This window comes from Kitasatospora sp. NBC_01302 (assembly GCF_035976515.1).
Classification (GTDB): domain Bacteria; phylum Actinomycetota; class Actinomycetes; order Streptomycetales; family Streptomycetaceae; genus Kitasatospora.
On record NZ_CP108404.1, the window covers coordinates 3,419,859 to 3,443,221 of the forward strand.

Annotated in this window: 18 protein-coding genes and 1 rRNA gene; 10 read left to right on the forward strand and 9 right to left on the reverse strand. The window is 73.4% G+C overall.

Annotated features, from left to right (window positions below; all coding sequences use genetic code 11):
* Complete coding sequence (locus OG294_RS14550; protein WP_327066931.1) at positions 1-1,266, reverse strand: acyl-CoA dehydrogenase family protein; 1,266 nt, start codon at positions 1,264-1,266, stop codon at positions 1-3.
* Positions 1,267-1,513: 247 nt separating this feature from the next.
* Between OG294_RS14550 and OG294_RS14555 the strand changes: the two genes are divergently transcribed.
* Together OG294_RS14555 and OG294_RS14560 are read left to right on the forward strand one after the other, a co-directional pair.
* Positions 1,514-2,185 (forward strand): TetR family transcriptional regulator, encoded by a 672-nt coding sequence (locus OG294_RS14555; protein WP_327066932.1) that lies wholly within the window; start codon positions 1,514-1,516, stop codon positions 2,183-2,185.
* Between the two features lie 81 nt (positions 2,186-2,266).
* Positions 2,267-3,820 (forward strand): glycoside hydrolase family 5 protein, encoded by a 1,554-nt coding sequence (locus OG294_RS14560; protein WP_327066933.1) that lies wholly within the window; start codon positions 2,267-2,269, stop codon positions 3,818-3,820.
* A gap of 22 nt (positions 3,821-3,842) precedes the next feature.
* Here OG294_RS14560 and OG294_RS14565 read toward each other — a convergent pair whose 3' ends face one another.
* Complete coding sequence (locus OG294_RS14565) at positions 3,843-4,808, reverse strand: LuxR C-terminal-related transcriptional regulator (RefSeq protein ID WP_327066934.1); 966 nt, start codon at positions 4,806-4,808, stop codon at positions 3,843-3,845.
* Between the two features lie 266 nt (positions 4,809-5,074).
* Here OG294_RS14565 and OG294_RS14570 point away from each other — a divergent pair, with 266 nt between their 5' ends.
* Both OG294_RS14570 and OG294_RS14575 read left to right on the forward strand, forming a co-directional pair.
* Positions 5,075-5,845 (forward strand): G1 family glutamic endopeptidase, encoded by a 771-nt coding sequence (locus OG294_RS14570; protein WP_327066935.1) that lies wholly within the window; start codon positions 5,075-5,077, stop codon positions 5,843-5,845.
* A gap of 217 nt (positions 5,846-6,062) precedes the next feature.
* Positions 6,063-6,770 (forward strand): G1 family glutamic endopeptidase, encoded by a 708-nt coding sequence (locus OG294_RS14575; RefSeq protein ID WP_327066936.1) that lies wholly within the window; start codon positions 6,063-6,065, stop codon positions 6,768-6,770.
* A 97-nt stretch (positions 6,771-6,867) separates the two neighbouring features.
* Here the strand turns inward: OG294_RS14575 and OG294_RS14580 are convergent, their stop codons facing one another.
* Positions 6,868-8,895, reverse strand: a complete 2,028-nt coding sequence (locus OG294_RS14580) for a M3 family metallopeptidase (RefSeq protein WP_327066937.1) — start codon at positions 8,893-8,895, stop codon at positions 6,868-6,870.
* 147 nt (positions 8,896-9,042) lie between these two features.
* Here OG294_RS14580 and OG294_RS14585 point away from each other — a divergent pair, with 147 nt between their 5' ends.
* Complete coding sequence (locus OG294_RS14585; RefSeq protein WP_327066938.1) at positions 9,043-10,755, forward strand: bifunctional 3'-5' exonuclease/DNA polymerase; 1,713 nt, start codon at positions 9,043-9,045, stop codon at positions 10,753-10,755.
* A 9-nt stretch (positions 10,756-10,764) separates the two neighbouring features.
* Here the strand turns inward: OG294_RS14585 and dhaM are convergent, their stop codons facing one another.
* Positions 10,765-11,157 (reverse strand): dihydroxyacetone kinase phosphoryl donor subunit DhaM, encoded by a 393-nt coding sequence (gene dhaM, locus OG294_RS14590; RefSeq protein ID WP_327066939.1) that lies wholly within the window; start codon positions 11,155-11,157, stop codon positions 10,765-10,767.
* A gap of 127 nt (positions 11,158-11,284) precedes the next feature.
* Here dhaM and dhaK point away from each other — a divergent pair, with 127 nt between their 5' ends.
* Positions 11,285-12,280 (forward strand): dihydroxyacetone kinase subunit DhaK, encoded by a 996-nt coding sequence (gene dhaK / locus OG294_RS14595; RefSeq protein ID WP_327066940.1) that lies wholly within the window; start codon positions 11,285-11,287, stop codon positions 12,278-12,280.
* Positions 12,281-12,369: 89 nt separating this feature from the next.
* On the forward strand, positions 12,370-13,008 hold the full coding sequence (gene dhaL / locus OG294_RS14600) for a dihydroxyacetone kinase subunit DhaL (RefSeq protein WP_327066941.1): 639 nt from the start codon (positions 12,370-12,372) through the stop codon (positions 13,006-13,008).
* 30 nt (positions 13,009-13,038) lie between these two features.
* Here dhaL and OG294_RS14605 read toward each other — a convergent pair whose 3' ends face one another.
* Complete coding sequence (locus tag OG294_RS14605) at positions 13,039-14,208, reverse strand: PP2C family protein-serine/threonine phosphatase (RefSeq protein WP_327066942.1); 1,170 nt, start codon at positions 14,206-14,208, stop codon at positions 13,039-13,041.
* A gap of 270 nt (positions 14,209-14,478) precedes the next feature.
* Here OG294_RS14605 and OG294_RS14610 point away from each other — a divergent pair, with 270 nt between their 5' ends.
* Together OG294_RS14610 and OG294_RS14615 are read left to right on the forward strand one after the other, a co-directional pair.
* Positions 14,479-14,697 (forward strand): heavy-metal-associated domain-containing protein, encoded by a 219-nt coding sequence (locus OG294_RS14610; RefSeq protein WP_327066943.1) that lies wholly within the window; start codon positions 14,479-14,481, stop codon positions 14,695-14,697.
* 98 nt (positions 14,698-14,795) lie between these two features.
* Entirely contained in the window at positions 14,796-17,066 is a 2,271-nt protein-coding gene (locus OG294_RS14615) for a heavy metal translocating P-type ATPase (protein WP_327066944.1), read from the forward strand.
* A gap of 51 nt (positions 17,067-17,117) precedes the next feature.
* Here the strand turns inward: OG294_RS14615 and OG294_RS14620 are convergent, their stop codons facing one another.
* The 3 genes from OG294_RS14620 to recD2 form a co-directional block, all read right to left on the reverse strand.
* Positions 17,118-17,837, reverse strand: coding sequence for an SDR family NAD(P)-dependent oxidoreductase (locus OG294_RS14620; protein WP_327066945.1), 720 nt, complete (start codon positions 17,835-17,837; stop codon positions 17,118-17,120).
* A 506-nt stretch (positions 17,838-18,343) separates the two neighbouring features.
* A complete protein-coding gene (locus OG294_RS14625) occupies positions 18,344-19,654 on the reverse strand; it encodes a citrate synthase (RefSeq protein ID WP_376778505.1) in 1,311 nt (436 codons plus the stop codon).
* A 217-nt stretch (positions 19,655-19,871) separates the two neighbouring features.
* Positions 19,872-22,127, reverse strand: coding sequence for an SF1B family DNA helicase RecD2 (recD2, locus tag OG294_RS14630; protein ID WP_327066946.1), 2,256 nt, complete (start codon positions 22,125-22,127; stop codon positions 19,872-19,874).
* Between the two features lie 262 nt (positions 22,128-22,389).
* Between recD2 and OG294_RS14635 the strand changes: the two genes are divergently transcribed.
* Positions 22,390-23,178, forward strand: coding sequence for a VOC family protein (locus OG294_RS14635; RefSeq protein ID WP_327066947.1), 789 nt, complete (start codon positions 22,390-22,392; stop codon positions 23,176-23,178).
* A gap of 50 nt (positions 23,179-23,228) precedes the next feature.
* Here the strand turns inward: OG294_RS14635 and rrf are convergent.
* Positions 23,229-23,345: ribosomal RNA gene (gene rrf, locus OG294_RS14640) — 5S ribosomal RNA — on the reverse strand.
* Between the last annotated feature and the right edge of the window lie 18 nt (positions 23,346-23,363).

Sequence of the window (23,363 nt, forward strand, 5' to 3'; positions counted from 1 at the left end):
TCAGCGGATCGGCATCCCGGAGATGGTCCGCGCGATCACCAGCCGCTGGATCTCGCTGGTCCCCTCGAAGATCGTGTAGATCGCGCTGTCCCGGTGCATCCGCTCCACGGGGTACTCGCGGGTGAAGCCGTTGCCACCCAGCAGCTGCATCGCCTGCGACGTCACCCACTTGGCGGTCTCGCCGGCGTAGAGCTTGGACATCGACCCCTCGGCCGCGGTGAACGGCTGCTGGTTGGCGGCCATCCAGGAGGCCCGCCAGACCAGCAGCCGCGCCGCGTCGATCCGGGTGCGCATGTCGGCCAGGGTGAACGCCACCCCCTGGTTGTCGATGATCGGGCGGCCGAACTGCACCCGGGTCTTCGCGTAGTCCAGCGCCACCTCGTAGGCGGCCCGCGCGATCCCGATCGCCTGCGCGCCCACCGCCGGGCGCGAGGCCTCGAAGGTGGCCATCGCGGCGTTCTTGCCCGCGCCGCCCCGCGCCTGACCACCCCGCGCCCCATCACCGGCAGCCTCGCCGCCGGCCGCCCGCTCCCGCGCGCGGGCCAGGCGCTCGTCCAGCTTCTCCTTGCCGCCCAGCAGGCAGTGCCCGGGCACCCGCACGTCGTCCAGTACCACCTCGGCGGTGTGCGAGGCGCGGATGCCGTGCTTCTTGAACTTCTGCCCCTGCGCCAGCCCCGGCGTGCCCGGCGGCACCACGAAGGAGGCCTGCCCGCGGGCACCGAGCGCCGGGTCGACGGTGGCGACCACCACGTGCACCGCGGCGATGCCGCCGTTGGTGGCCCAGGTCTTGGTGCCGTTCAGCACCCACTCGTCCTTGGCCTGGTCGTAGACGGCCCGGGTGCGCAACGCCGACACGTCCGAGCCGGCGTCCGGCTCGGAGGAGCAGAAGGCGGCCACCTTGACGTCCTCGGGGGTGCCGAACATCTGCGGGGCCCAGGTGCCGATCTGCTCGTCGGTCCCGTTGGCCAGCACGGCCACGGCCGCCAGCGTGGTGCCGACGATCGACAGGCCGATGCCCGCGTCGCCCCAGAAGAGCTCCTCCATGGCCACCGGTATCCCGACGCCGGAGGGGTCGAAGTACTGCTGCGCGTAGAAGTCGAGCGAGTAGATCCCGAGCTTGGCGGCCTCCTGGATGATCGGCCAGGGGGTCTCCTCGCGCTCGTCCCACTCGGCGGCGGCCGGGCGCATCACGTCGGCGGCGAAACCGTGCAGCCAGTCGCGGACGGCGAGCTGGTCCTCGCCGAGCGCCAGCGAGAAGGGGTTCATGAAGTCCTCCAGGATCAAGATCGCGCCGTGCGGTGTGCTGTCCGCGCGCTGTTCCGTGTGCTGTTCGTGTGCTGTCCGGGGTGCCGCTCGCCGGGCCGCCCGGGGTGTGGACCGGCGTGCCGCACGGGGCCACACCCACCGGGGACCCATGGGGTGTTACCCCGGGTAACATGGTCGGAGTCTGCTACTGATAGCTCACGGCTGTCAACGCACAGCGCAACGGGGAGCCGAGAGAACGGAGGGCCGGGTGACCGCCCTGGAGGAACCGCGCGAGGAACCGCGCCGGGAGCAGCTGCTCAACGCCGCCGACCGGGTGGTCGGCCGGGAGGGCCCGGGCGCGAGCATGAACGCGATCGCCGCCGAGGCGGGCATCACCAAGCCGATCCTCTACCGGCACTTCGGCGATCGCAGCGGACTCTTCCAGGCGCTGACCGAGCGTCACACCTCCGGCCTGCTGGCCGCCGTGCGCACCGCGCTCGACGAACCGCTGGAGCGCCGCGAGCGGGTGGAGCACGTGCTGGACACCTACCTGGCCGGCATCGAGTCCCGTCCGCAGGTCTACCAACTGCTCACCCACCCGGAGCCGGGCGACCCCCACGGCGTGGGCAACGCGCTGGCGCCCGCGCTGCGGCAGATCGCCGAGGAGATCACCCGGGCGGTCACCGCCCAGGTCGACCTCGGCCCCGACGGACCGCTGCTCTCCGAGGCCTGGGGGCGGGGCATCACCGGCATGGTGCTGGCCGCCGGGGACTGGTGGCTGGAGCAGCGGCCCTGCCCCCGGGCCCGGATGGTGCAGGCACTGGCCGACCTGCTCTGGGGACGGCTGGCCGCCGCCGCGCCCCTGCCGGCGGCCCCGCTGCCGGGCGGCACCTCCGCCTCGCCGCCCGAGATCCCTGCTCCGCCGGCGGACGGCGCGTAGCGACGGCGGCACTCTTGCGCGCGGCGGCGCCGGTGCGCGAGCATCGGCGCCCATCCTGCCCGCCGCCCGTGCGAGGTGTCCGTGCACACCCTCCGTACCGCCGCCCTGCGCATCACTGCCCTCCGTACCGCCGCCCGCCACACCGATCCCCCCTCCGTCCCCGCCACCCGTACCGCCGCCCGCCGCACCGCCACCCGCCGCACCGCCGCCCTGCTGCTGAGCCTGCTGACCGCCGCCGCCCTGCTGATCGGCGCGCCCCCCGCGCTCGCCCAACCGGGCACCCCGCACTCCGATGCCCCGCAGCCCGGCTACCCCCGTGCCGACTTCCCCACCGGCGCGAGCCCCACCCCCGACGGCCGGGTGCTCTTCACCGACCGGTCGGGGCGGGCCCTCGAACCGCGCGGCTTCGATCTCGACAAGTACGACGAGACCACCGAGGCCGACCTGCGCTCCATCGCCGACCGCGGCTTCACGCTGATCCGGGTGGCGGTCTCCTGGGACCGCCTGGAGCCCGCCCGCGGCCACGACGACCAGGCCGAACTCGCCAAGCTCCAGCGCCTGCTGGGCTGGGCCGACCGCTACGGCCTGCTCGCCGTGATCGACTTCCACCAGGACGTCTACGGCCCGGCCTTCGGCGGCGGCGACCGGGGCATCCCGCCCTGGGCCACCCGGGACGACGGACTGCCGTTCGTCCCGGACCCGAACGACTGGTTCGCCGGCTACTTCCAGCCCGCCGTGCAGGCCGCCTTCCGCCACCTCTACGACGACGCCGACCTGCGCCGCTGGCAGGCCGAGTTCTACACCCACCTGGCCACCGAACTGCGCGGCCACCGCTCGCTGCTGGGCTACGACCTGTTCAACGAGCCGTTCGGACCGGTCGACGGCGACCCGAGCGACCCGGCGGTGCTCGCCGCCGCCTCGGCACAGCTCGAACAGGGACGCCTGGCGGCCATGTACCAGCGGCTGATCGGCGCGATCCGCGCGGTGGACCAGCGCAGTTGGCTCTTCGTCGAGCCGACCGTCCTGGTCGGCGAGGGCGTGCCGACCCGGCTGCCGGGCTTCACCGACCCGCGCCCGGGCCCGCCGCGGCTCGGCTACGCCCCGCACTTCTACGACACCGCGGTCGAGGACGGCGCCGACTGGAACCCGGCCGACGGCTTCATCGCCTCCTACACCGCCGCGATCAGCGCCTACCCGACTTCCCACCGGATGCCGCTGCTGGTCGGCGAGTGGGGCCCGCCGAACTCCCGCACCCCGGGCAACACCGAGCTGGTGCGCCAGCAGATCGCCGCGATGGCGGGCTTCGCGAGCGCCTGGACCATGTGGTACTGGTGCCAGGGCGACGGCGGCTACTGCGCGTTGGGGACGGACGCGGCGCCCGCGCCCGGGGACGGCCCGGCCTTCGGACCGTACGCGCCCGTCCTGGCCGGGCGCCCCGAGCACGAGAGCTGGGCGGCCGGCTCCTACACCGTCACCTTCCGGGCCGACGGCGGCTGGACCGAGCTGGCCGCCCCGCCCACCGCCAGGATCACCGTCACCGGCACGGACCGGGCGACCCTCGACACCCGCACCCCCGGGCACCCGCAGGTCCGGCTCCCCCGTGGCACCGAGGCCACCCTGACGGTCACGAGCTGAGGGGCCCCGGTCGAAGGAGCCCTCAGAGCAGGTCGGCGCGCGCCGCCTGGATCCCGGCCTGGAACCGGGTGCGCGCGCCGAACCGGTCCATCAGCTCCCGCACCCAGCGCTGCACCGTCCGCGTCGAGACGCCCATCTGCCGCGCGATGCTCTCGTCCGTCAGCCCGGCCGCGAGCAGTGTCAGCAACTGGCGGTGCCGGTCGCGCGGCAGGTCGGTGGAGTCGGCCGCGGGCACCCGCATCGCCCGCGACCAGTACAGCTCGAACAGCCCCGCCAGCGCGTCCAGCAGCGAGGAGGGGCGCACCAGCAGCACGCTCTGCAGCTCGGTGCCCGAACTGACCGGCAGCAGCGCCCAACGGTCGTCCACCAGCGCCAGTTTGAGCGGCAGGGCGGGCAGCACCCGGGCCTGCTCGCCCGCCCCGGCGTACAGCTGGATCTCGGCCACCCGCTCGGGGTCGCGCAGCACCTGGCTCTCGTAGACCACCCGCATCCGCACCCCCCGGCCGAGCGCGGCGAGTTCGAGCTCCGGGTCGGAGCGTCGGATGTACGGCGGCTTGTCCAGCACCCGCAACTGCTGCCGCACGCCCACCTGGAGACTGCGCCACAGCTCGGAGATCGACTCGCGCCCGGTGATCACCTCGACCAGCTCGCCCTCGGGGCCGCTGCTGGTACGCCGGTAGGTGCGCAGCAGTTCGGTGATCCGCCCGCGGGTGCGGCGCAGCTCCAGTTCGCGACGGAGCAGCAGCTCCTCCAGCGCCACGTCGGGGGCCGCCGCGCTCCACACCCCGCCGTCCGCCACCGGCCGCTCGACCAGGCCGAGTTCGGCCAGCGCGCCGAGCGCCGCCTGTGCCTGCTCGGCGGCGATCCCGAGCGCGCCGGCGAGCTGAGCCGCGCTCAGGCCCGGGCTGGACAGCAGGTGGAGGTAGAGCAACTCCTGGTCGGCGGCCAGTCCCAGGCCACCGAACCGCCCCGTCCACTGCTCGGCCACCTGCCCTGCCCCCGGCTCACACTGCTCCGCGACCGGCCTCTCACCTCGGCGTCCGGCCTGTTGTCGACCCGACTTTGGTGCACGTCAGGGCGGAAATCAAGAGTTCTGACAGCTGTCATGTTACCGCCATGTCGCATTCCGGCCCCGGCCTCCACCTTCCAGCGGGTCACCACGGGGCCGCACGCTGAGCCGCATCGCCCGGCAGCCGTCAGGCCCCCACCCGAGGGCAGCCGCGGTGCTCCACCCCCACGGATGAGGAGTACCCCGTGTCCAGTCTTCGCACCGTTCGTGCACTGCGGTTCGCCGTCGCCGCCGCACTCACCGTCTCCGGGGCCGCGCTCGCCACGCCGGCCTTCGCCGCGGCCCCGGGCTCCACCACGACCTTCGGCCCCGCCCAGCACGGCTCGCACACCGCGCTGCGCTACGGCCACGGCGCGCGCCGCTACGACGGCGGCGTCTGGGGCGGTTACGTCGCCCAGGGCAGCAACTTCACCAGCATCTCCGGTTCCTGGACGATGCCGCAGGTCACCTGCAACACCAGCAACGACCTGTTCGCCCCCTGGGTCGGCATCGACGGCTACGGCTCGCAGACCGTCGAGCAGACCGGCGTCCAGGTGGACTGCTCCAGCGGCTCGCCGGTGCTCTCCGGCTGGTACGAGATGTACCCGGCGCCGCCGCAGTACTTCAGCGACCCGGTGAACACCGGCGACAGCTTCACCGGCAGCGTGACCACCGACGGCAACGGCAACTACACGCTGACGCTGACCGACAACACCCTCGGCTGGACCGAGAACACCACGCAGAACCTGGGCGCGCAGAACGTCAGCGCCGAGGCGGTCATCGAGTCGCCGAGCCAGAGCTACCCGTCCTTCGACGAGCTGGACTTCTCCAACGTCACGGTGAACAACCAGGTCTTCGACAGCTTCGCGCCGCAGGCCATCGACAGCGGCCAGTACACCGAGACCGGGCTGCAGAACGGATCGTTCGCCATCGTCCCGGCGGGCGGCGGCAACTGGGACTCGGCCAGGCACATCTGACGGACCATCGCCGATCCGGTGTCGGAGTGCGCCAGGGCGACTACCAGGAGTTCCGACAAGCTGTCATGTTTCCGCCATGGCAGATTCCTGTCCCCCTTTCCGCCTTCCAGCCGGTGACCACCGGACCGCACGCTGATCCGCACACCCGGCAGTCCTCAGGCCCCACCCGAGGGCTGCTCGGCGTGTCGACCCCCCACGTTTCAAGGAGCAGCCCCACATGACCAGCACTCGCCTGCGCAAGCCCGCCCGCGCCGCCATAGCCGCGCTGCTCGCCCTCTCCGGTGCCGCCTTCGCCGCCCCCGCGGCCCAGGCCGCCACCCCGCACTTCTACGCCCCGCACCACACCTGGGGCGGCCAGCCGTTCTCCGGCGACAGCAACTGGGGCGGCTACGTCGCCCAGGGCAGCGGCTTCAAGAGCATCACCGGCTCCTGGACCATGCCGGACGTCCAGTGCAACACCACCAACGACCTGTTCGCCCCGTGGATCGGCATCGACGGCTACGGCTCGTCGACGGTCGAGCAGACCGGTGTCCAGGCGGACTGCTCCAGCGGCTCCCCGGTCTACTCCGCCTGGTACGAGATGTACCCGGCGCCGCCGCAGTACTTCAGCAACCCGGTCAGCGCCGGCGACACCTTCAACGCCAGCGTGGTGAACACCAGCCGCAGCAGCTACACGCTGACGCTCACCGACGTGACCAAGGGCTGGACCAAGACCGTCACCAAGACCCTGCGCGCCCAGAACGTCAGCGCCGAGGCGGTCATCGAGTCGCCGAGCCAGAGCTACCCGTCCTTCAACGAGCTGGACTTCGCCAACCTCACGGTGAACGGCCAGAGCTTCTCGAACTACGGGCCGCAGGCCATCGACAGCGGCCAGTACACCGAGACCCCGCTGCAGGGCGGCGCCTTCTCGATCATCCCGGGCTGAACCGTCACCCCGGGCCGGGCCCGGGCCGCGCGGGTGCGCGGGTGCGCGGGTGCGCCACGAGTCCGCTCGTGACGCACCCGCGTCCGCATGACCCGGTCTACCCGGCCAGCCCGCGCCGGGCCAGCAGCGGCGCGGCATCGGGCTCGCGCCCGACCACCGCGCGGAACGCCGCCAGCGCCGGCACCGTGTTGCCCCGGGCGAGCAGTTCGCGCCGGAACAGCTCCCCGCTCTCGCGCACCGGCCGCCCGTTGCCGCGGAACCACTCGACCGTGTCGGCGTCCAGCACCTCCGACCAGATGTAGGCGTAGTAGCCCGCGCTGTAGCCGTTGGTGAACAGGTGGCTGAAGTACGCCGTCCGGTAGCGCGGCGGCACCGCGGGAAGCGCCAGGCCGGCCCGCTCCAGCGCCGCGGCCTCGAACGCGCCCGCGTCCTCGACGAGTTCGCCGGCCGGCAGGGTGTGCCAGGCCCAGTCCAGCAGCGTGGCGGCCAGGTAGGAGACGGTCCGGTAGCCCTCGCCGAACTGCTGGGCCTCGGCGAGCCGGTCCACCAGCTCGGCCGGCAGCGGCTCGCCCGTCTCGTGGTGCCGGGCGTAGTTGGCCCGCACCTCGGGCCAGTTCGCCCACATCTCGTTGACCTGCGAGGGGAACTCCACGAAGTCGCGCGGCACCTGGGTGCCGGCCAGCAGCGGGTAGCGCACCGCCGAGAACAGGCCGTGCAGCGCGTGGCCGAACTCGTGGAACACCGTGCGGACCTCGTCGGCGTTCAGCAGCGCCGGGGAGCCGGGCGCCGGCTTGGTGATGTTCAGGTTGTTGTAGACCACCGGCCGATGGTCGAACAGGCCGTTCTGCAGCACGAGTTCGTCCATCCAGGCACCCCCGCGCTTGGACGGCCGGGCGAAGAAGTCGGCCAGGAAGAGACCCAGCGGGGTGCCGTCCTGCTCGAAGACCTCGAACACCCGGGTGTCGGGGTGGTAGCCGACCAGCTCGGGGCGCTCGGTGAAGCTCAGCCCGTAGACCAGGCCGGCCGCGTGGAACACCCCGTCGTGCAGCACCCGCTCCAACTCGTAGTACGGGCGCAGCGCGGCGCTGTCCAGGTCGTACTCGGCCAGCCGCACCCGCTCGGCGTAGTACGCCAGGTCGTGCGGGCCGAAGTCAGTGACGCCGTCGGCCTCGGCGGCCGCCCGCAGCCGCTCCAGCTCCCGCTCGGCGTTGGCCACCGCCGGCGGCACCAGCCGCTCCAGCAGCTCGGTGACCGCAGCCACGCTCCCCGCGGTCTCGTCCTCCACCACGTAGGCGGCGTGGCTCGGGTGGCCGAAGAGCGCGGCCCGCTCGGCGCGCAGCGCGGCCATCCGCGCGGCCACCGGCCCGTTCGTGGCGAGCGCCCGGTCCACCGAGGCGGCCAGCAGCCGGCGCCGGACCTCACGGTCGGTCAGCTGGGCCAGCGCGGGCTGCTCGGTGAAGTTGAGCAGGCTCAGCACGTACCTGCCCTCGTACCCGCGGGCCCGGCCGTTGTCGGCCGCGGCCTCGATCGCGGCCTCGGAGAGCCCGGCCAGCTCCTCGGCCCGCTCCAGCACCAGCGCGCCCTGCGCGTTGGCGGCGTACAGGTTCTGCCCGAACGCGGCGGTCGCGGCGGCCAGCTCGGCGTTCAGCTCGCGCAGCCGCTGCTGGTCGGCCTCGGGCAGCTGCGCCCCGTCCCGCACGAAGCGGCTGTGATGGCGCTCCAGCAGGCGCAGCGACTCGGCGTCCAGCTCCAGCCCGGCGCGCTCGGCGTGCACCGCGTCGATCCGGGCGAAGAGCGCGCGGTCCAGGTGGACCGCGTCGCGGTGCGCGGCCAGCCGGGGCTTGAACTCGGCGTCCAGCTCCTGCAGGACCGCATCGGTGTCGGCGGCCGTCTTGACCTCGAACACCGCCAGCACCCGGCGCAGCAGCTCCCCGGTGCGCTCCAGGGCCACCACGGTGTTCTCGAAAGTGGCGGGCTCGGGATTCGCGGTGATCCGGGCGATCTCGGCCAGCTGCCCGGCCATGCCCGCCTCCAGGGCCGGCCGGTAGTGCTCCACGCGGATCTCGGCGAAGGGCGGCAGTCCGTAGGGCAGCCGGCTGGGTGCGAAGAAGGGATTGTCCGTCATTCCGCCGACCCTACGCGCCGCTGTCAGTGCCGCGCGCTACGGTCGGGGCTGGGCAGCACCCCGGCCCGTCGCCCCAGCTGCTGCCCCGCCTGTCCGCACCACCCGCCCGCCCCGCACCGCTCGCTCGTACCGATACGGAGTCCCGCCGTGCCCGCCAGGATCGCCCTGGTCCCCGACGCCCACGGGCGCGGTGGCCGCCTGCACCGCCTCACCGAGGCGGGCGAGCCGGTCGGCGCTCCGCTGCGCACCGCCGAGCTCGCCAGCACCGTCGCCGAGTTGGAGGCTGCCGAGCACCCGCGCTGGGTCTGGGCCGCCGCCGAGTCCGGGTACGCCCCGCTGCTGCCCCAGCTCCCGCACCGGCTCGGCCGCTGCCACGACCTGCGGCTGGTCGAGGCCCTGCTGCTGGCGCACGAGGGCCGCTGGGGCGCGCCGCGCTCGCTCGGCGCCGCCGTGGCCCGGCTGCGCGGCCTGCCGGTGCCCGCCGACCTGCCCGAGGCCGGCCCGAGCGAGGCCCAGGACACCCTCTTCGCCCCCGACCGCCTGCAACTGCCGCCCGGCGTCGATCCGCTGGCGGCCGTGCTGGAGGTCCACGCGGACCAGCAGCGCCGGCTGCGCGCCATCGAGGGTGACGAGGCCCGCGCACGCTTCCGGCTGCTGGTGGCCGCCGAGTCGGCCGGCGCCCTGGCCGCCGCCGAGATGGCCGAGGACGGCCTGCCCTGGCGCACCGAGGTGCACGACCGGCTGCTCACCGAGCTGCTCGGCCCCCGCCCGCACATCGCCGGCACCCAGCCGGCCCGGCTGGCGGAGCTCTCCGTGCGGCTCCAGCAGGTGCTCGGCGGCAAGCCGTTCAACCCCGACTCGCACACCCAGGTGCTGCGCGCCTTCGCCGAGCAGGGCGTCCGGCTCACCTCCACCCGTTCCTGGGAGCTGCGCGAGGTGGACCACCCGGCCGCCGAGCTGATGATCCGTTACAAGGAGCTGTCCCGGATCCACGCCGCGCATGGCTGGGCCTGGCAGGACGCCTGGACGCGCGGCGGCCGCTTCCGCCCCGAGTACGTGGTCGGCGGGGTGGTCTCCGGGCGCTGGGCCAGCCGCGGCGGCGGCGCGCTGCAGATCCCGCGGATCCTGCGCCGCGCGGTGGTGGCCGATCCCGGCTGGCGGCTGGTGGTGGCCGACGCCGCCCAGCTGGAGCCCCGGGTGCTGGCCGCCCTCTCGGGGGACGCCGCGCTGGCCCGCACCGCCGCCGGCGGCGACCTGTACCAGGCGCTGGCCGCCACCGCCTTCCAGGGCGACCGGGACAAGGCCAAGCTCGGCCTGCTCGGCGCGATGTACGGGCAGACCAGCGGGGACATCGGCCCGCTGCTGGCCACCCTGCGCCAGCGCTATCCGGCCGCGATGGGCTACGTCGAGGCCGCCGCCCGTACCGGTGAGGACGGCGGCATCGTCAGCTCCCGGCTGGGCCGCCCCTGCCCGCCGCCCTCCGACGCCTGGCTCGACCTGGCCGAGAGCACCGCCGAGCCCGGCAGCGAGGGCGGCGAGCAGGGCGGGCGCTCCACCCGGGCCCGCGGCCGGTTCACCCGCAACTTCGTGATCCAGGCCAGCGCGGCGGACTGGGCGCTGGCCCTGCTGGCCGCACTGCGCCGCCGGCTGGCCGAGCTGGAGCGCCCCGGGTCCCGCCCGCACCTGGTCTTCTTCCAGCACGACGAGGTGGTGGTGCACAGCCCTGCCGATACGGCCGATCAGGTGGCCGCCGCCGTCACCGCCGCGGCGGACGAGGCCAGCCGGCTGGTCTTCGGGGCGAGCCCGGTCAGGTTCCCGATGAGCACCGCCGTGGTGGAGTGCTACGCCGACGCCAAATAGCGCTGCCCGTCAGAACTTGTGCGCCTGCCAGGCCTCCTGCGCCGAGCGGACCACCTCGGCCAGCGCGGCCCCGGTCGAGGCCGTGACCACCGCGGCCACCGCCCCCTCCACGAACGGCGCATCCACCAGCACCAGCTCCGCCCGCTCCAGGTCGGCCAGCACGGCCCGGGCGGTCAGCACCGAGCTGCCGAGGTCCGGCAGCAGCACCACCCCCGCGCCACCGTCCACCTTGCGCACGCTCTCGGCGATCAGCTCGTAGCTGGTCCCGATCCCGCCGTCCTCGGTCCCGGCCGCCACCTCCACCGCCACCGAGCCCCCGCCCAGTTGCTCCACCAGCTCGCGCACCCCCGCGCCCAGCAGCGGACTGTGCGACACCAGGACGATTCCCACCGAGCTCCTCATGCCGACCGAGCCTAGACCGACCGTGCCGGGCCCGCCACGCCACGTCCTGGCGAACGTCTGAGGAACCCTCCCCGGGTGGCGTAGGTTCGGAGGCGAGCCGGTCCAATCGCCCCCACCGGAGACACCGATGAAGAAGCTGATCAACACCCCCGAGTCCGTGCTCGACGACACCCTGGCCGGAATCGCCGCCGCCCACCCGGAGTTGACGGTGGACCGGGCGAACCGGGTGATCCACCGGGCCGACGCACCCCGGCCCGGCAAGGTCGCCGTGATCTCCGGCGGCGGCTCGGGCCACGAGCCGCTGCACGGCGGATTCGTCGGCCCCGGCATGCTGGACGCGGCCTGCCCCGGCGAGGTGTTCACCTCCCCGGTGCCCGACCAGCTTCTGGCCGCCGTCCACGCCACCGACGGCGGCGCCGGGGTGGTCTTCGTGGTGAAGAACTACACCGGCGACGTCATGAACTTCTCGCTCGCCGCCGAACTGGCCGCCGAGGAGGGCACCGAGGTCCGCACCGTGCTGGTCGACGACGACGTCGCCGTGCAGGACTCCACCTACACCGCCGGGCGGCGCGGCACCGGCGCCACCGTGGTGGTCGAGAAGGTGACCGGCGCCCTGGCCGAGCGCGGCGCCAAGGCGGCCGAGGTCGCCTCGATGGGCGAGCGCGCGGTGGCCGCCTCGCGCTCCTTCGCGGTGGCGCTGACCGCCGCCACCGTGCCGGCCGCCGGGCGCCCCGGCTTCGAGCTGCCCGAGGACGAGATCGAGGTCGGCGTCGGCATCCACGGTGAGCCGGGGCGCCGCCGCGCGCCGCTGCGTCCGGCCGCCGAGCTGGTCGCCGAGGTGGTGGAGACCATCCTGGCCGACCACACCCTGACCGCCGGCGACGAGGTGATCGCCCTGGTCAACGGCCTCGGCGCGACCCCGCTGCTGGAGCTGTACATCGTCTACGGCGAGGTGGCCGCCCGGCTGGCCGAGCGCGGCATCACCATCGTGCGCAACCTGGTCGGCAACTACGTCACCAGCCTGGACATGGCCGGCTTCTCGCTCACCCTCACCAAGGTCGACCCCGACCTCCTGGAGCTGTGGGACGCCCCCGTGCGCACCGCGGCCCTGCGCCGCGACTGACCGGCCGCCCCGCTGCCAGGAGCACCACCGCCCGGACCACCCCCCGCCCCGACGCCCGCCCGGACCCGAGCCCTTCGAGGAAAGCCCGCATGCGCAACGACCTGGACCGCGAACTCGCGCTCGGCTGGCTGCGCGCCGCAGCCGCCGCCATCGACCGGCAGCACGAGGAACTCACCGCGCTGGACGCGGCGATCGGCGACGGCGACCACGGCAGCAACCTGCGGCGCGGCTTCGCCGCCGTGACCGCTGCCGTGGACGCGCTGGATGCCGACGCCACGCCCGGCACCGTGCTCGGCAAGGCCGGCAGCACGCTGATCTCCAAGGTCGGCGGCGCCTCCGGGCCGCTCTACGGCACCGCGCTGCGCGTCGCGGGGGCGGCCCTGCCGGCGCCGAGCGCGGACCTGACCGCGCTGGCCGAGGCCCTGCGGGCCGGGCTGGGCGCGGTGCAGAAGCTGGGTGGCGCCGCGGTCGGCGACAAGACCATGGTCGACGCCTTCGAACCGGGCGTGGCCGCCCTGGAGCGCGCCGCCTTCGACGGCTTCACGCTGCGCGAGGCGAGCGCGCTGGCCGCCGAGGCCGCCGAGGCGGGCGCCCGGGCCACCACCCCGTTGCAGGCCCGCAAGGGCCGCGCCTCCTATCTGGGCCCGCGCAGCATCGGCCACCAGGACCCGGGCGCCACCTCCACCGCGCTGATCTTCCGCGCCCTGGCCGAGGCCGTCACCGCCTGACCACCGCCTGCCCCGGCCGCGTGCTGCCGGTCAGTCGATCCGGCTGACCAGCAGCAGCAGCGCGTCGTCGTTGAGTTCGCCGCCGGTGTGCGCGAGCAGGTCGGCGTACAGCCGCCCGACCGCGTCGTCCAGCTCGGACACCGAGCCGCCGGCCCCCGCGACCAGCGCGCCGACCCGCTGGTCCAGCGGATAGAACTCCCCGCTCCCCTTGCGCCTGGCCTCCACCACGCCGTCGGTGCAGAGCACCAGCACGTCCCCGGCGCCGAACCGCTGGTCCCAGCTCTGCGGTTGGCCCGGGGCCAGGCGGCCGAGCCCGAGCGGCACCCACGGATCGGGGGCCTCCAGCACCGTCACCGAGCCGTCCGCGCCCACCCACAGCGGCGGCACGTGCCCGTACTGCAGCAGCTCCATCGCCCCGCCGCCGCGCACCTCCACGAAGAGCGCGGTGGTGAACTCCCCGTCCGGAGCGTGCCGTTCGACGCTCGCCTCGATCCGGGCGGCCACCTGGCGCAGGCCCGGCTCGTCATAGGCGGCCTCCCGGAACGCGCCGAGCACCACGGCGGCCGTCTGCACGGCGTCCAGCCCCTTGCCGCGCACGTCGCCGACCACCGCGCGGGTGCCGTGCGGGGTGTCGAGCACCGAGTAGAGGTCGCCGCCGATCCGCGCCTCGTCGGCCGCCGAGGCGTAGCGCACCGCCAGCCGCAGCGGGCCGACCTCGGGCCCCGGCCGGCGCAGCAGCGCGCGCTGGGCCGCCTCGGCCACCGAGCTGACGGCGGCGAAGGCCGCCGCCCGGCGCATCCGGATCTCCGCGACATAGGCGCTGAACACGGTCAGCGCGGCATAGGTGATCATCGAGCCGAACAGGAAGCGCTGGTCGTGCACGGCGGTGACCTGGTCGTAGTGGTTGAGCCCGATCAGCGCCACCAGGCCCACGGCGCAGACCCCGAGCACGCCGACCGCCGACAGGGTGAGCGCGGCGACCGAGGGCACCACCGTCATCAGCGGGGCCAGGTAGCGCTCCCGCCCGGTGGACAGGTCCGCGATGCAGACGCCGACGATGGCCAGCAGCGCCGGGGTGGCCCGCCGCCGCCAGGACAGGTCCCGCAGGTCGACGGCGGCCAGCGCGCTCCGCCGGCGCGCCCGGGGCAACCCCTTGAGGTCGGGGGCCAGCAGCGGGCTGGGGCGGCGGAAGCTGAGCACCCGCCGAACATTACGGACATTGCGCCCGGACGCCCACCTTCGCGTCCCTCGATCGGCGGGCGGGCGGACCGGAGCGCAGCCCGTCCGGGGGAGCGCGAGCGGCGGAGAGCGACGCCTGGTACCAGTGGGGCTACTGTCGGTCGTCGGACCATGGCGACCGTCTCACCGCGTCAGGCGTCCACCCTCCCCCTGGAATACCCCTAGGGGGTATCGTGTTCTCGACAGTACGGCGCGCCGTCCCCGGCGCCCCTCACCCTTTTGGAGGCTGCGATGTCCAACACCGTCACCTACACCGTCACCGGCATGAGCTGCGGCCACTGCGAGAAGTCGGTCAGTGCCGAACTCGCCGCTCTGCAGGGTGTCACCGAGGTGGCCGCCGACGCCAAGGCCGGCACCGTGACCGTCTCCTCCGAGCAGCCCCTGGAGGTGGCCGACGTGCGCGCCGCCATCGACGAGGCAGGCTACGAGCTGGTCGGCCCCGCGGCCTGAGGCCACGCGCCGTCAGGCCGCCCGCGGGGGTCGGGGCCGGACCGGCCCCGGCACCCCCGCCCCTCCCCCTCCTCGAAGGTCCCGAAGGAGCCCGCACGATGAGCACCGCCATCTCCGCCCCCGTCGGCACGAGCGACCGCGTCGAGCTCGCGATCGGCGGCATGACCTGCGCCTCCTGCGCGGCGAGGATCGAGAAGAAGCTCAACCGGATGGACGGCGTCGCGGCCAGCGTCAACTTCGCCACCGAGAAGGCCCGGGTCGACTTCGGACCCGGCGTCAGCGTGGCCGACCTGATCGCCACCGTCGAGCGCACCGGCTACACCGCCGAACTCCCCGCGCCGCCGCCCGCCCCCAGCGCCCCCGACGCCCCGGCCACCGGCACCGCGGCAGCCGCGGCCGGCGACCCGCAGCGCGACCGGCTGCTGCTCAGCGCCGTGCTCACCCTCCCGGTGATCCTGCTCTCGATGGTCCCGGCCCTGCAGTTCACCAACTGGCAGTGGCTGGCCTTCGCGCTCACCGGCCCGGTGGTGGCCTACGGCGGCCGGCCCTTCCACCAGGCGGCCTGGACCAACCTGCGCCACGGCGCGGCCACCATGGACACCCTGGTCTCGCTCGGCACCCTGGCGGCCTTCGGCTGGTCGACCTGGGCGCTGTTCCTGGGCGACGCGGGCCACCCGGGGATGAAGCACGAGTTCACCCTCTCGATAACCCGCGGTGACGCCGGCTCGGCCCTCTACCTGGAGACCGCCGCCGCCGTCACCACCCTGATCCTGCTCGGCCGCTGGCTGGAGGCCCGCTCCAAGCGCCGGGCCGGGGCCGCCCTGCACGCCCTGCTCGACCTGGGGGCCAAGGACGTGGCGGTGCTGCGCGAGGGCCGCGAGATCCGCGTCCCGGTGGCCGAACTGACCGTCGGCACCCGTTTCGTGGTCCGCCCGGGCGAGAAGATCGCCACCGACGGCGTGGTCGTCGAGGGCAGCTCCGCGGTGGACGCCTCGATGCTGACCGGCGAGTCCGTCCCGGTCGAGGTCGCCGTCGGCGACCAGGTCACCGGCGCCACCGTCAACGCGGGCGGGCGGCTGGTGGTCGAGGCCCGCCGGATCGGCGCGGACACCCAGCTCGCCCGGATGGCCGAGCTCGTCCAGCAGGCGCAGAACGGCAAGGCCGCCGCCCAGCGGCTGGCCGACCGGATCTCCGCGGTCTTCGTGCCGGTGGTGATCCTGATCGCGCTGGGCACCCTGATCGGCTGGCTGCTGGCCACCGGCAGCGCCACCGAGGCCTTCACCGCGGCCGTCGCCGTGCTGATCATCGCCTGCCCCTGCGCCCTGGGCCTGGCCACCCCGACCGCGCTGCTGGTCGGCACCGGGCGCGGCGCCCAGCTGGGCATCCTGATCAAGGGCCCCGAGGTGCTGGAGACCACCCGCCGGGTGGACACCATCGTGCTCGACAAGACCGGCACCGTCACCACCGGCGCGATGGCGCTGACCGCGGTGCACACCGCTTCGGGCGTCTCCCGCGAGCAGGCGCTGCGCCTGGCCGGTGCCCTGGAGCACGCCTCCGAGCACCCGATCGCCCGGGCCATCGCCGCCGCGGCCGCCGCCGAGCTGGGCCCGCTGCCCGCCGTCGAGGGCTTCGCGAACCTGCCGGGCCTGGGCGTGCAGGGCGTGGTGGACGGGCACGCGGTGCTCGCCGGGCGCCCGAGCCTGCTGGCCGACCGGGCACAGCCGCTGCCCGCCGAGCTGGCCGCGGCCCGGGCCGCCGCCGAGGCCGCCGGGCGCAGCACCGTCGCGATCGGCTGGGACGGGGCCGCCCGCGCGCTGCTGGTGGTCGCCGACACCGTCAAGCCCACCAGTGCGGCGGCGGTGCGCGAGCTGCGCGCCCTCGGCCTGCGGCCGGTGCTGCTGACCGGCGACCACGGCGCGGTGGCCCGCGCGGTGGCCGCCGAGGTCGGCATCGAGCCGGCCGACGTGATCGCCGAGGTGCTGCCCGAGGCCAAGGTCGCGGTGATCAAGCGGCTGCAGGGCCAGGGGCGGTCGGTGGCGATGGTCGGCGACGGCGTCAACGACGCCGCCGCGCTCGCCCAGGCCGACCTGGGCCTGGCCATGGGCACCGGCACCGACGCGGCGATCGAGGCCGGGGACCTGACCCTGGTCCGCGGCGACCTGCGGGTGGCGGCCGACGCGATCCGGCTCTCCCGGCGGACCCTGGGCACCATCAAGGGCAACCTGTTCTGGGCCTTCGCCTACAACGTGGCCGCCCTCCCGCTGGCCGCCACCGGCCTGCTCAACCCGGTGGTCGCCGGCGCCACGATGGCCTTCTCCTCGGTCTTCGTGGTCAGCAACAGCCTGCGGCTGCGCCGCTTCGGCGCCTGACCCCCGCGACCGCGGCGGGTTCCCGGGGCCTGTCCGGCGGACGCCGGGCCGTCAGCGCCCGAGGAGCTCGCCGCCGTTGCAGTGCAGGATCTCGCCGGTGATGAAGCCGGCCTCGGGCGAGGCCAGGAAGTGCACGGCGGCGGCCACCTCGCCGGTCTCCCCGATCCGCCCCAGCAGCGTGCGGGCGGCCCGCCGGGAGACCTCGGCCTCGTCCAGCCGCGGCCCGAAGAACTCGGTGCCGGCCACCGTGCCGGGCGCCACCAGGTTGGCGGTGATCCCGGAGGGGCCGAGCTGGGCGGCCAGGAAGTGGTTCCAGGCGTGCAGCGAGGCCTTGGCTGCCCCGTAGGAGCCGGCCCCGCGCAGCGCGGCGATCGAGCTGATCGTGATCACCCGGCCCTCGCCCGGGGTGAGCCGGTCGCGGACCGACTCGGTGAGCAGCACGGCGGTCAGCACATTGCGCTCGAAGTCGCCGCGCCAGCGGGCCAGCAGCGCGTGCGGGCCGGCCCCGAAGCCGGTCTCCCGGCTGCCGGCGTTGTTGACCAGGACGTCGATCCGGGCCGGCAGCCTGGTCAGCGCCGCCTCCACCTCGTCCGGGTCGGCCAGGTCGCAGACCAGCGGGGTGACGGTGGGGCCGAGCCGTTCGGCCGCCGCCTCCAGCACCGCGCGGCGCCGCCCGACGATCACCACCGCGTCGCCGGCGTCGGCGAACCGCCGGGCGATCTCGAGGCCGATTCCGGTGCCACCACCCGTGACGACAACGTTCCTGGCCATCTGTGTCTCTCCCGCCCTGTCCGTACCGGAATGCCACGATTCCTATCACGCTGGGTTGCCATCACTGCGGGGAGGGTGACGCCGAGCGCCCGAAGTCATGTGGTATGGGCGGGTGAAGCAGGGGGCGCGGAACGCAGCGAGAGGCAACTCACACCCCCCGGACGTAACTTTGCCGACCCAGATACGTCTTACCTTGGTGAGTGCGGCTGTACGACCGTGGAACGGCACCGCGCGTCCCGCCTCCCCCCGGGGAGGGGCGCGCGCCCGCGGTCGGCACACCGCCAAAGGGGTCCCGGCGGGCCCCGGGAAGACCGTCGCCTCGGCGGTGGTCGGCGCGCACGGCGCCGGGCAGTGGGGTGACCGGGAACGCTTTGAGCGGCCGTTCCCGGCCTTGTCCACTCCCCGGTCGCCGTGCGTTGTTGTTCCGGCCCCTGCTCGGCGGCCGGGTACGCCGAAGGCCCCGCAGCGGTGCTGCGAGGCCTTCGAGGTGCGGTGCGGGAGGGGGCTCAGCGCTTGTCGAGCGCGACGTAGTCCCGGATCGCGGTGCCGGTGTAGATCTGGCGCGGACGGCCGATCCGGCTGGTCGGGTCGTTGATCATCTCGTGCCAGTGGGCGATCCAGCCCGGCAGCCGGCCGAGCGCGAACAGCACGGTGAACATGCTGGTCGGGAAGCCCATCGCGCGGTAGATCAGGCCGGTGTAGAAGTCGACGTTCGGGTACAGCTTGCGGGAGATGAAGAAGTCGTCGCTGAGCGCGTGCTCCTCCAGCTTGAGCGCGATCTCCAGCAGCTCGTCCGACTTGCCCAGCTGGGCCAGCACATCGTGCGCCAGGCCCTTGACCAGCGCGGCGCGCGGGTCGAAGGCCTTGTACACGCGGTGGCCGAAGCCCATCAGCTTGACGCCGTCCTCGCGGTTCTTCACCTTGCGGATGAAGGCGTCGACGTCGCCGCCGTCCTTCTGGATCTGCTCCAGCATCTCCAGCACGGCCTGGTTGGCGCCGCCGTGCAGCGGGCCCCAGAGCGCCGAGATGCCGGCCGAGATCGAGGCGAACTGGTTGGCGTGGCTGGAACCGACCAGGCGCACCGTGGAGGTGGAGCAGTTCTGCTCGTGGTCGGCGTGCAGGATGAAGAGCTTGTCCAGCGCGTTGACGATCACCGGGTTGAGCTCGTAGTCCTGGGCGGGGACCGCGAAGGTCATCCGCAGGAAGTTCTCGACGTAGCTCAGGTCGTTGCGCGGGTAGACGAACGGCTGGCCGACCGACTTCTTGTACGCGTAGGCCGCGATGGTCGGCAGCTTGGCGAGCAGGCGCACGGTCGACAGGTGGCGCTGGGCCGCGTCGAACGGGTTGTGGCTGTCCTGGTAGAAGGTCGACAGCGCACCGACCACCGAGGAGAGCATCGCCATCGGGTGGGCGTCCCGGGGGAAGCCCTGGTAGAAGCGCTTGACGTCCTCGTGCAGCAGGGTGTGCTGGGTGATCTCGCTGTTGAACTCCGCCAGCTGGTCGGCGGTGGGCAGCTCACCGTTGATCAGGAGGTACGCGGTCTCGATGAAGCTGCCCTTCTCGGCCAGCTGCTCGATCGGGAAGCCGCGGTAGCGGAGGATGCCGTTGTCGCCGTCCACGAAGGTGATCGCGGACTTGTAGGCAGCGGTGTTGCCGAAGCCGTTGTCCAGGGTGACCAGGCCGGTCTGCGGGAGCAGCTTCGAGATGTCGAAGCCGGAGTTCCCTGCAGTGCTCTCGACGACGGGGTACTCGTACTCGCCGCCCTGGTACCGCAGTACTACAGATTCCTGACTGTTCTCGCTCACGCGCTTCCTCACCTACGAAATGAAAATCCGCTTCCCAAGGTGCCCTGCCCGTCCACCCTCCCCCATCCGGAGGACGACCGCGCACCCGGGGTGGCCCAAAAGAGCCCTGTACTACAAGAACCGATGCTCCCGCCCATACGAACCGGACAAGATCGTGACAAGACTAGGCTGGTCCATCAATTTCTTCACGTCAAGATACCCCCGCAGGAGCCCTTGACCCCATTCGCCCTCAGCCGGCCAGCCGGTGATCGAGTGCCGAGTGGCGCCGCCCCGCGCTCACCGTGCGCACCGCCTGCCCGATCGCCTTGCGCGAGCCCACCAGCACCACCAGCTTCTTCGCCCGGGTGACCGCCGTGTAGAGCAGGTTGCGCTGCAGCATCGTCCAGGCCGAGGTGGTGACCGGAATCACCACCGCCGGATACTCGCTGCCCTGTGAACGGTGGATCGTGACGGCGTAGGCGTGCTGCAGCTCGTCGAGCTCGTCGAAGTCGTACGGCACCTCCTCGTCCTCGTCGGTCAGCACGGTCAGGCGCTGGTCCTCCACGCTCAGTGCGGTCACCACGCCGACCGTTCCGTTGAAGACGCCGTTCTGGCCCTTCTCGTAGTTGTTGCGGATCTGGGTCACCTTGTCGCCGACCCGGAAGGTCCGCCCGCCGAAGCGCTTCTCGGCCAGCCCCTCCCGGCCCGGGGTGACCGCGGCCTGCAGCAACGTGTTGAGGTTGCCCGCGCCGGCCGGTCCCCGGTGCATCGGGGCCAGCACCTGCACGTCCCGGCGCGGGTCCAGCCGGAACCGCTGCGGGATCCGGCGGGCCACCACGTCCACCACCAGGCCCGCCGCACGCTCGGTGTCGTCCTCCACGAAGAGGAAGAAGTCGGGCAGCCCCTCGGTCAGCGGCGGCTGCCCCTCGTTGATCCGGTGCGCGTTGACCACCACCCCCGACTGCTGGGCCTGGCGGAAGATCCGGGTCAGCCGGACCGAGGGGATCGGACTGCCGTCCGCCAGCATGTCGCGCAGCACCTCCCCCGCGCCCACCGAGGGCAGCTGGTCCACATCGCCCACGAAGAGCAGGTGGGCGCCGGGCGCCACCGCCTTCACCAGCTTGTTCGCCAGGATCAGGTCCAGCATCGAGGCCTCGTCCACCACCACCAGGTCCGCGTCCAGCGGGCGGTCCCGGTCGTACGCCGCATCACCGCCCGGCCGAAGCTCCAACAGGCGGTGCACCGTGGAGGCCTGATGGCCGGTCAGCTCCGCCAGCCGCTTGGCCGCCCGCCCGGTCGGGGCGGCCAGCAGCACCTTGGCCCGCTTGGCCAGCGCGAGCGCGACGATCGACTTCACGGTGAACGACTTGCCGCAGCCAGGCCCCCCGGTCAGCACCGCGACCCTCTCGGTCAGCGCGAGCCGGACCGACTGCTCCTGCTCGGGCGCGAGCTCCGCCCCGGTGCGCTGGGCCAGCCAGGCCAGCGCCTTCGTCCAGTCCACGTCCGCGAAGCCGGGCATCCGGTCGGTCTCCGAACGCAGCAGCCGCAGCAGCTGGTTCGACAGCGAGATCTCGGCGCGGTGGAACGGCACCAGGTAGACGGCGACCACCGGCTCGCCGCCCTCGCCCGGCAGGCTCTCGCGGACCACCCCCTCCTCCGCCACCAGTTCGGCCAGGCACTCGATCACCAGGCCGACGTCCACCTGGAGGAGCTTGACCCCGTCGGCGATCAGCCGCTCCTCGGGCAGGTAGCAGTGCCCCTGGTCGCTGCTCTGCGACAGCGCGTACTGCAGCCCGGCCTTGACCCGCTCCGGGCTGTCGTGCGGGATCCCCACCGCCTGCGCGATCCGGTCGGCGGTCAGGAAGCCGATGCCCCACACGTCCGAGGCCAGCCGGTAGGGCTCGTTCTTCACCACCCCGATCGAACTGTCGCCGTACTTCTTGTAGATCCGCACGGCGAGCGAGGTGGAGACGCCCACCCCCTGGAGGAAGACCATCACCTCCTTGATCGCCTTCTGCTCCTCCCAGGCCGCGGCGATCATCTTGGTCCGCTTCGGCCCGAGCCCCGGGACCTCCACCAGCCGGCCCGGCTGTTCCTCGATCACGGTCAGCGTGTCGACGCCGAAGTGCTCCACGATCCGCTCGGCGAAGCGCGGCCCGATGCCCTTGATCAGTCCCGAGCCGAGGTAGCGCTGGATGCCCTGGACCGTGGCCGGCAGCACCGTGGTGTAGTTCTCGACCGTGAACTGCCGCCCGTACTGCGGGTGCGAACCCCACCGGCCGTGCAGCCGCAGCGACTCGCCCACCTGCGCGCCGAGGAGCGCGCCGACCACCGTCAGCAGGTCGTTGCCGCCGCGCCCGGTGTCGACCCGGGCCACCGTGTAGCCGGTCTCCTCGTTGGCATAGGTGATCCGTTCCAGCACGCCCTCGACCTCGGCCAGCTGCCGCTGGGCCGGCACCTGGCCCGCCGCCTGCCCCTGCGCCGTCTGGGACCGCTGCCCGGCCATCCGGGGACCCCCTCATGCCACTGCCGGTGCCACTCGTCCGGTGTCACGTGTTCTGTGTCGAAGCCAAACCCTGCGTGAGGAACGCTACCCCGCCGCGGTGACACCCCGCCGACGCTCCGGGCCTGCCGGGTCCCGCGATTGTCACCGCCCGGTGCAAGGCCGACCATGAACGTGGAGGGCCGATCCCGTCCTGCCCGGCCCAGGTTCGACCCCCCGTGGCCGCAGACCACCGCGCCGGGCCCGCAGAGAAGCGGAAAACACCATGCTGACCACCAGCTACATCCCTGGCGCCCCGAACTGGCTCGACCTCGGCAGCCCCGATCTCCAGGCCTCCGAGACCTTCTACACCAGCCTGCTCGGCTGGACCTTCGAATCCGCCGGCCCCAATGCGGGCGGCTACGGCTTCTTCCGTCTCGACGGGCGGACCGTCGGCGCACTCGGGCCGCTCACCGAGGAGGGCGCCCGCCCCGCCTGGACGCTCTACTTCAAGACCGACGACGCCGACCAGACCGGCAAGCTCGTCGAGCAGGCCGGCGGCGCGGTCCGGTTCGGCCCGTTCGACGTCTTCACCGACGGCCGGATGGCCGGTTACACCGACCCGACCGGCGCCCGCTTCGCCGTCTGGCAGCCCGGCGAGACGGCTGGCCTGGAGGCCGTCACCTCGGTCGGCACGCTCTGCTGGACCGAGTTGCACACCAGCGGCCCCGATGCGGCCAAGCGGTTCTACGCGAGCGTCTTCGACTGGCAGACGCAGGACGTCCCGTTCGGCGACTTCACCTACACCGTGGTCACCCCCACCGGCGGCGGCACGGACGCCAGTCAGGGCGGCATCGTCGGCCTGCTTCCCGAGGACAAGGCGGCCGGCGGCTCCTACTGGCTGCCGTACTTCGAGGTCGAGGACCCCGACGCCGTGATCGCCCGCACCCAGGAGCTCGGCGGCGCGGTGCGTGCCCCCGCGGTGGACGCCCCGGGCGTCGGTCGGCTCGCTCAGCTCGCCGACCCGCACGGAGCGGTCTTCTCGATCATCAAGAGCGTCCCCGCCGGCTCGTAAAACGCAAGAAAGCCCCCTTCCCGAAGGAAGGGGGCTTTCTTGGAATGATTGTTCGGCGGCGTCCTACTCTCCCACAGGGTCCCCCCTGCAGTACCATCGGCGCTGTGAGGCTTAGCTTCCGGGTTCGGAATGTAACCGGGCGTTTCCCTCACGCTATGACCACCGAAACACTATGAAACTGTCGA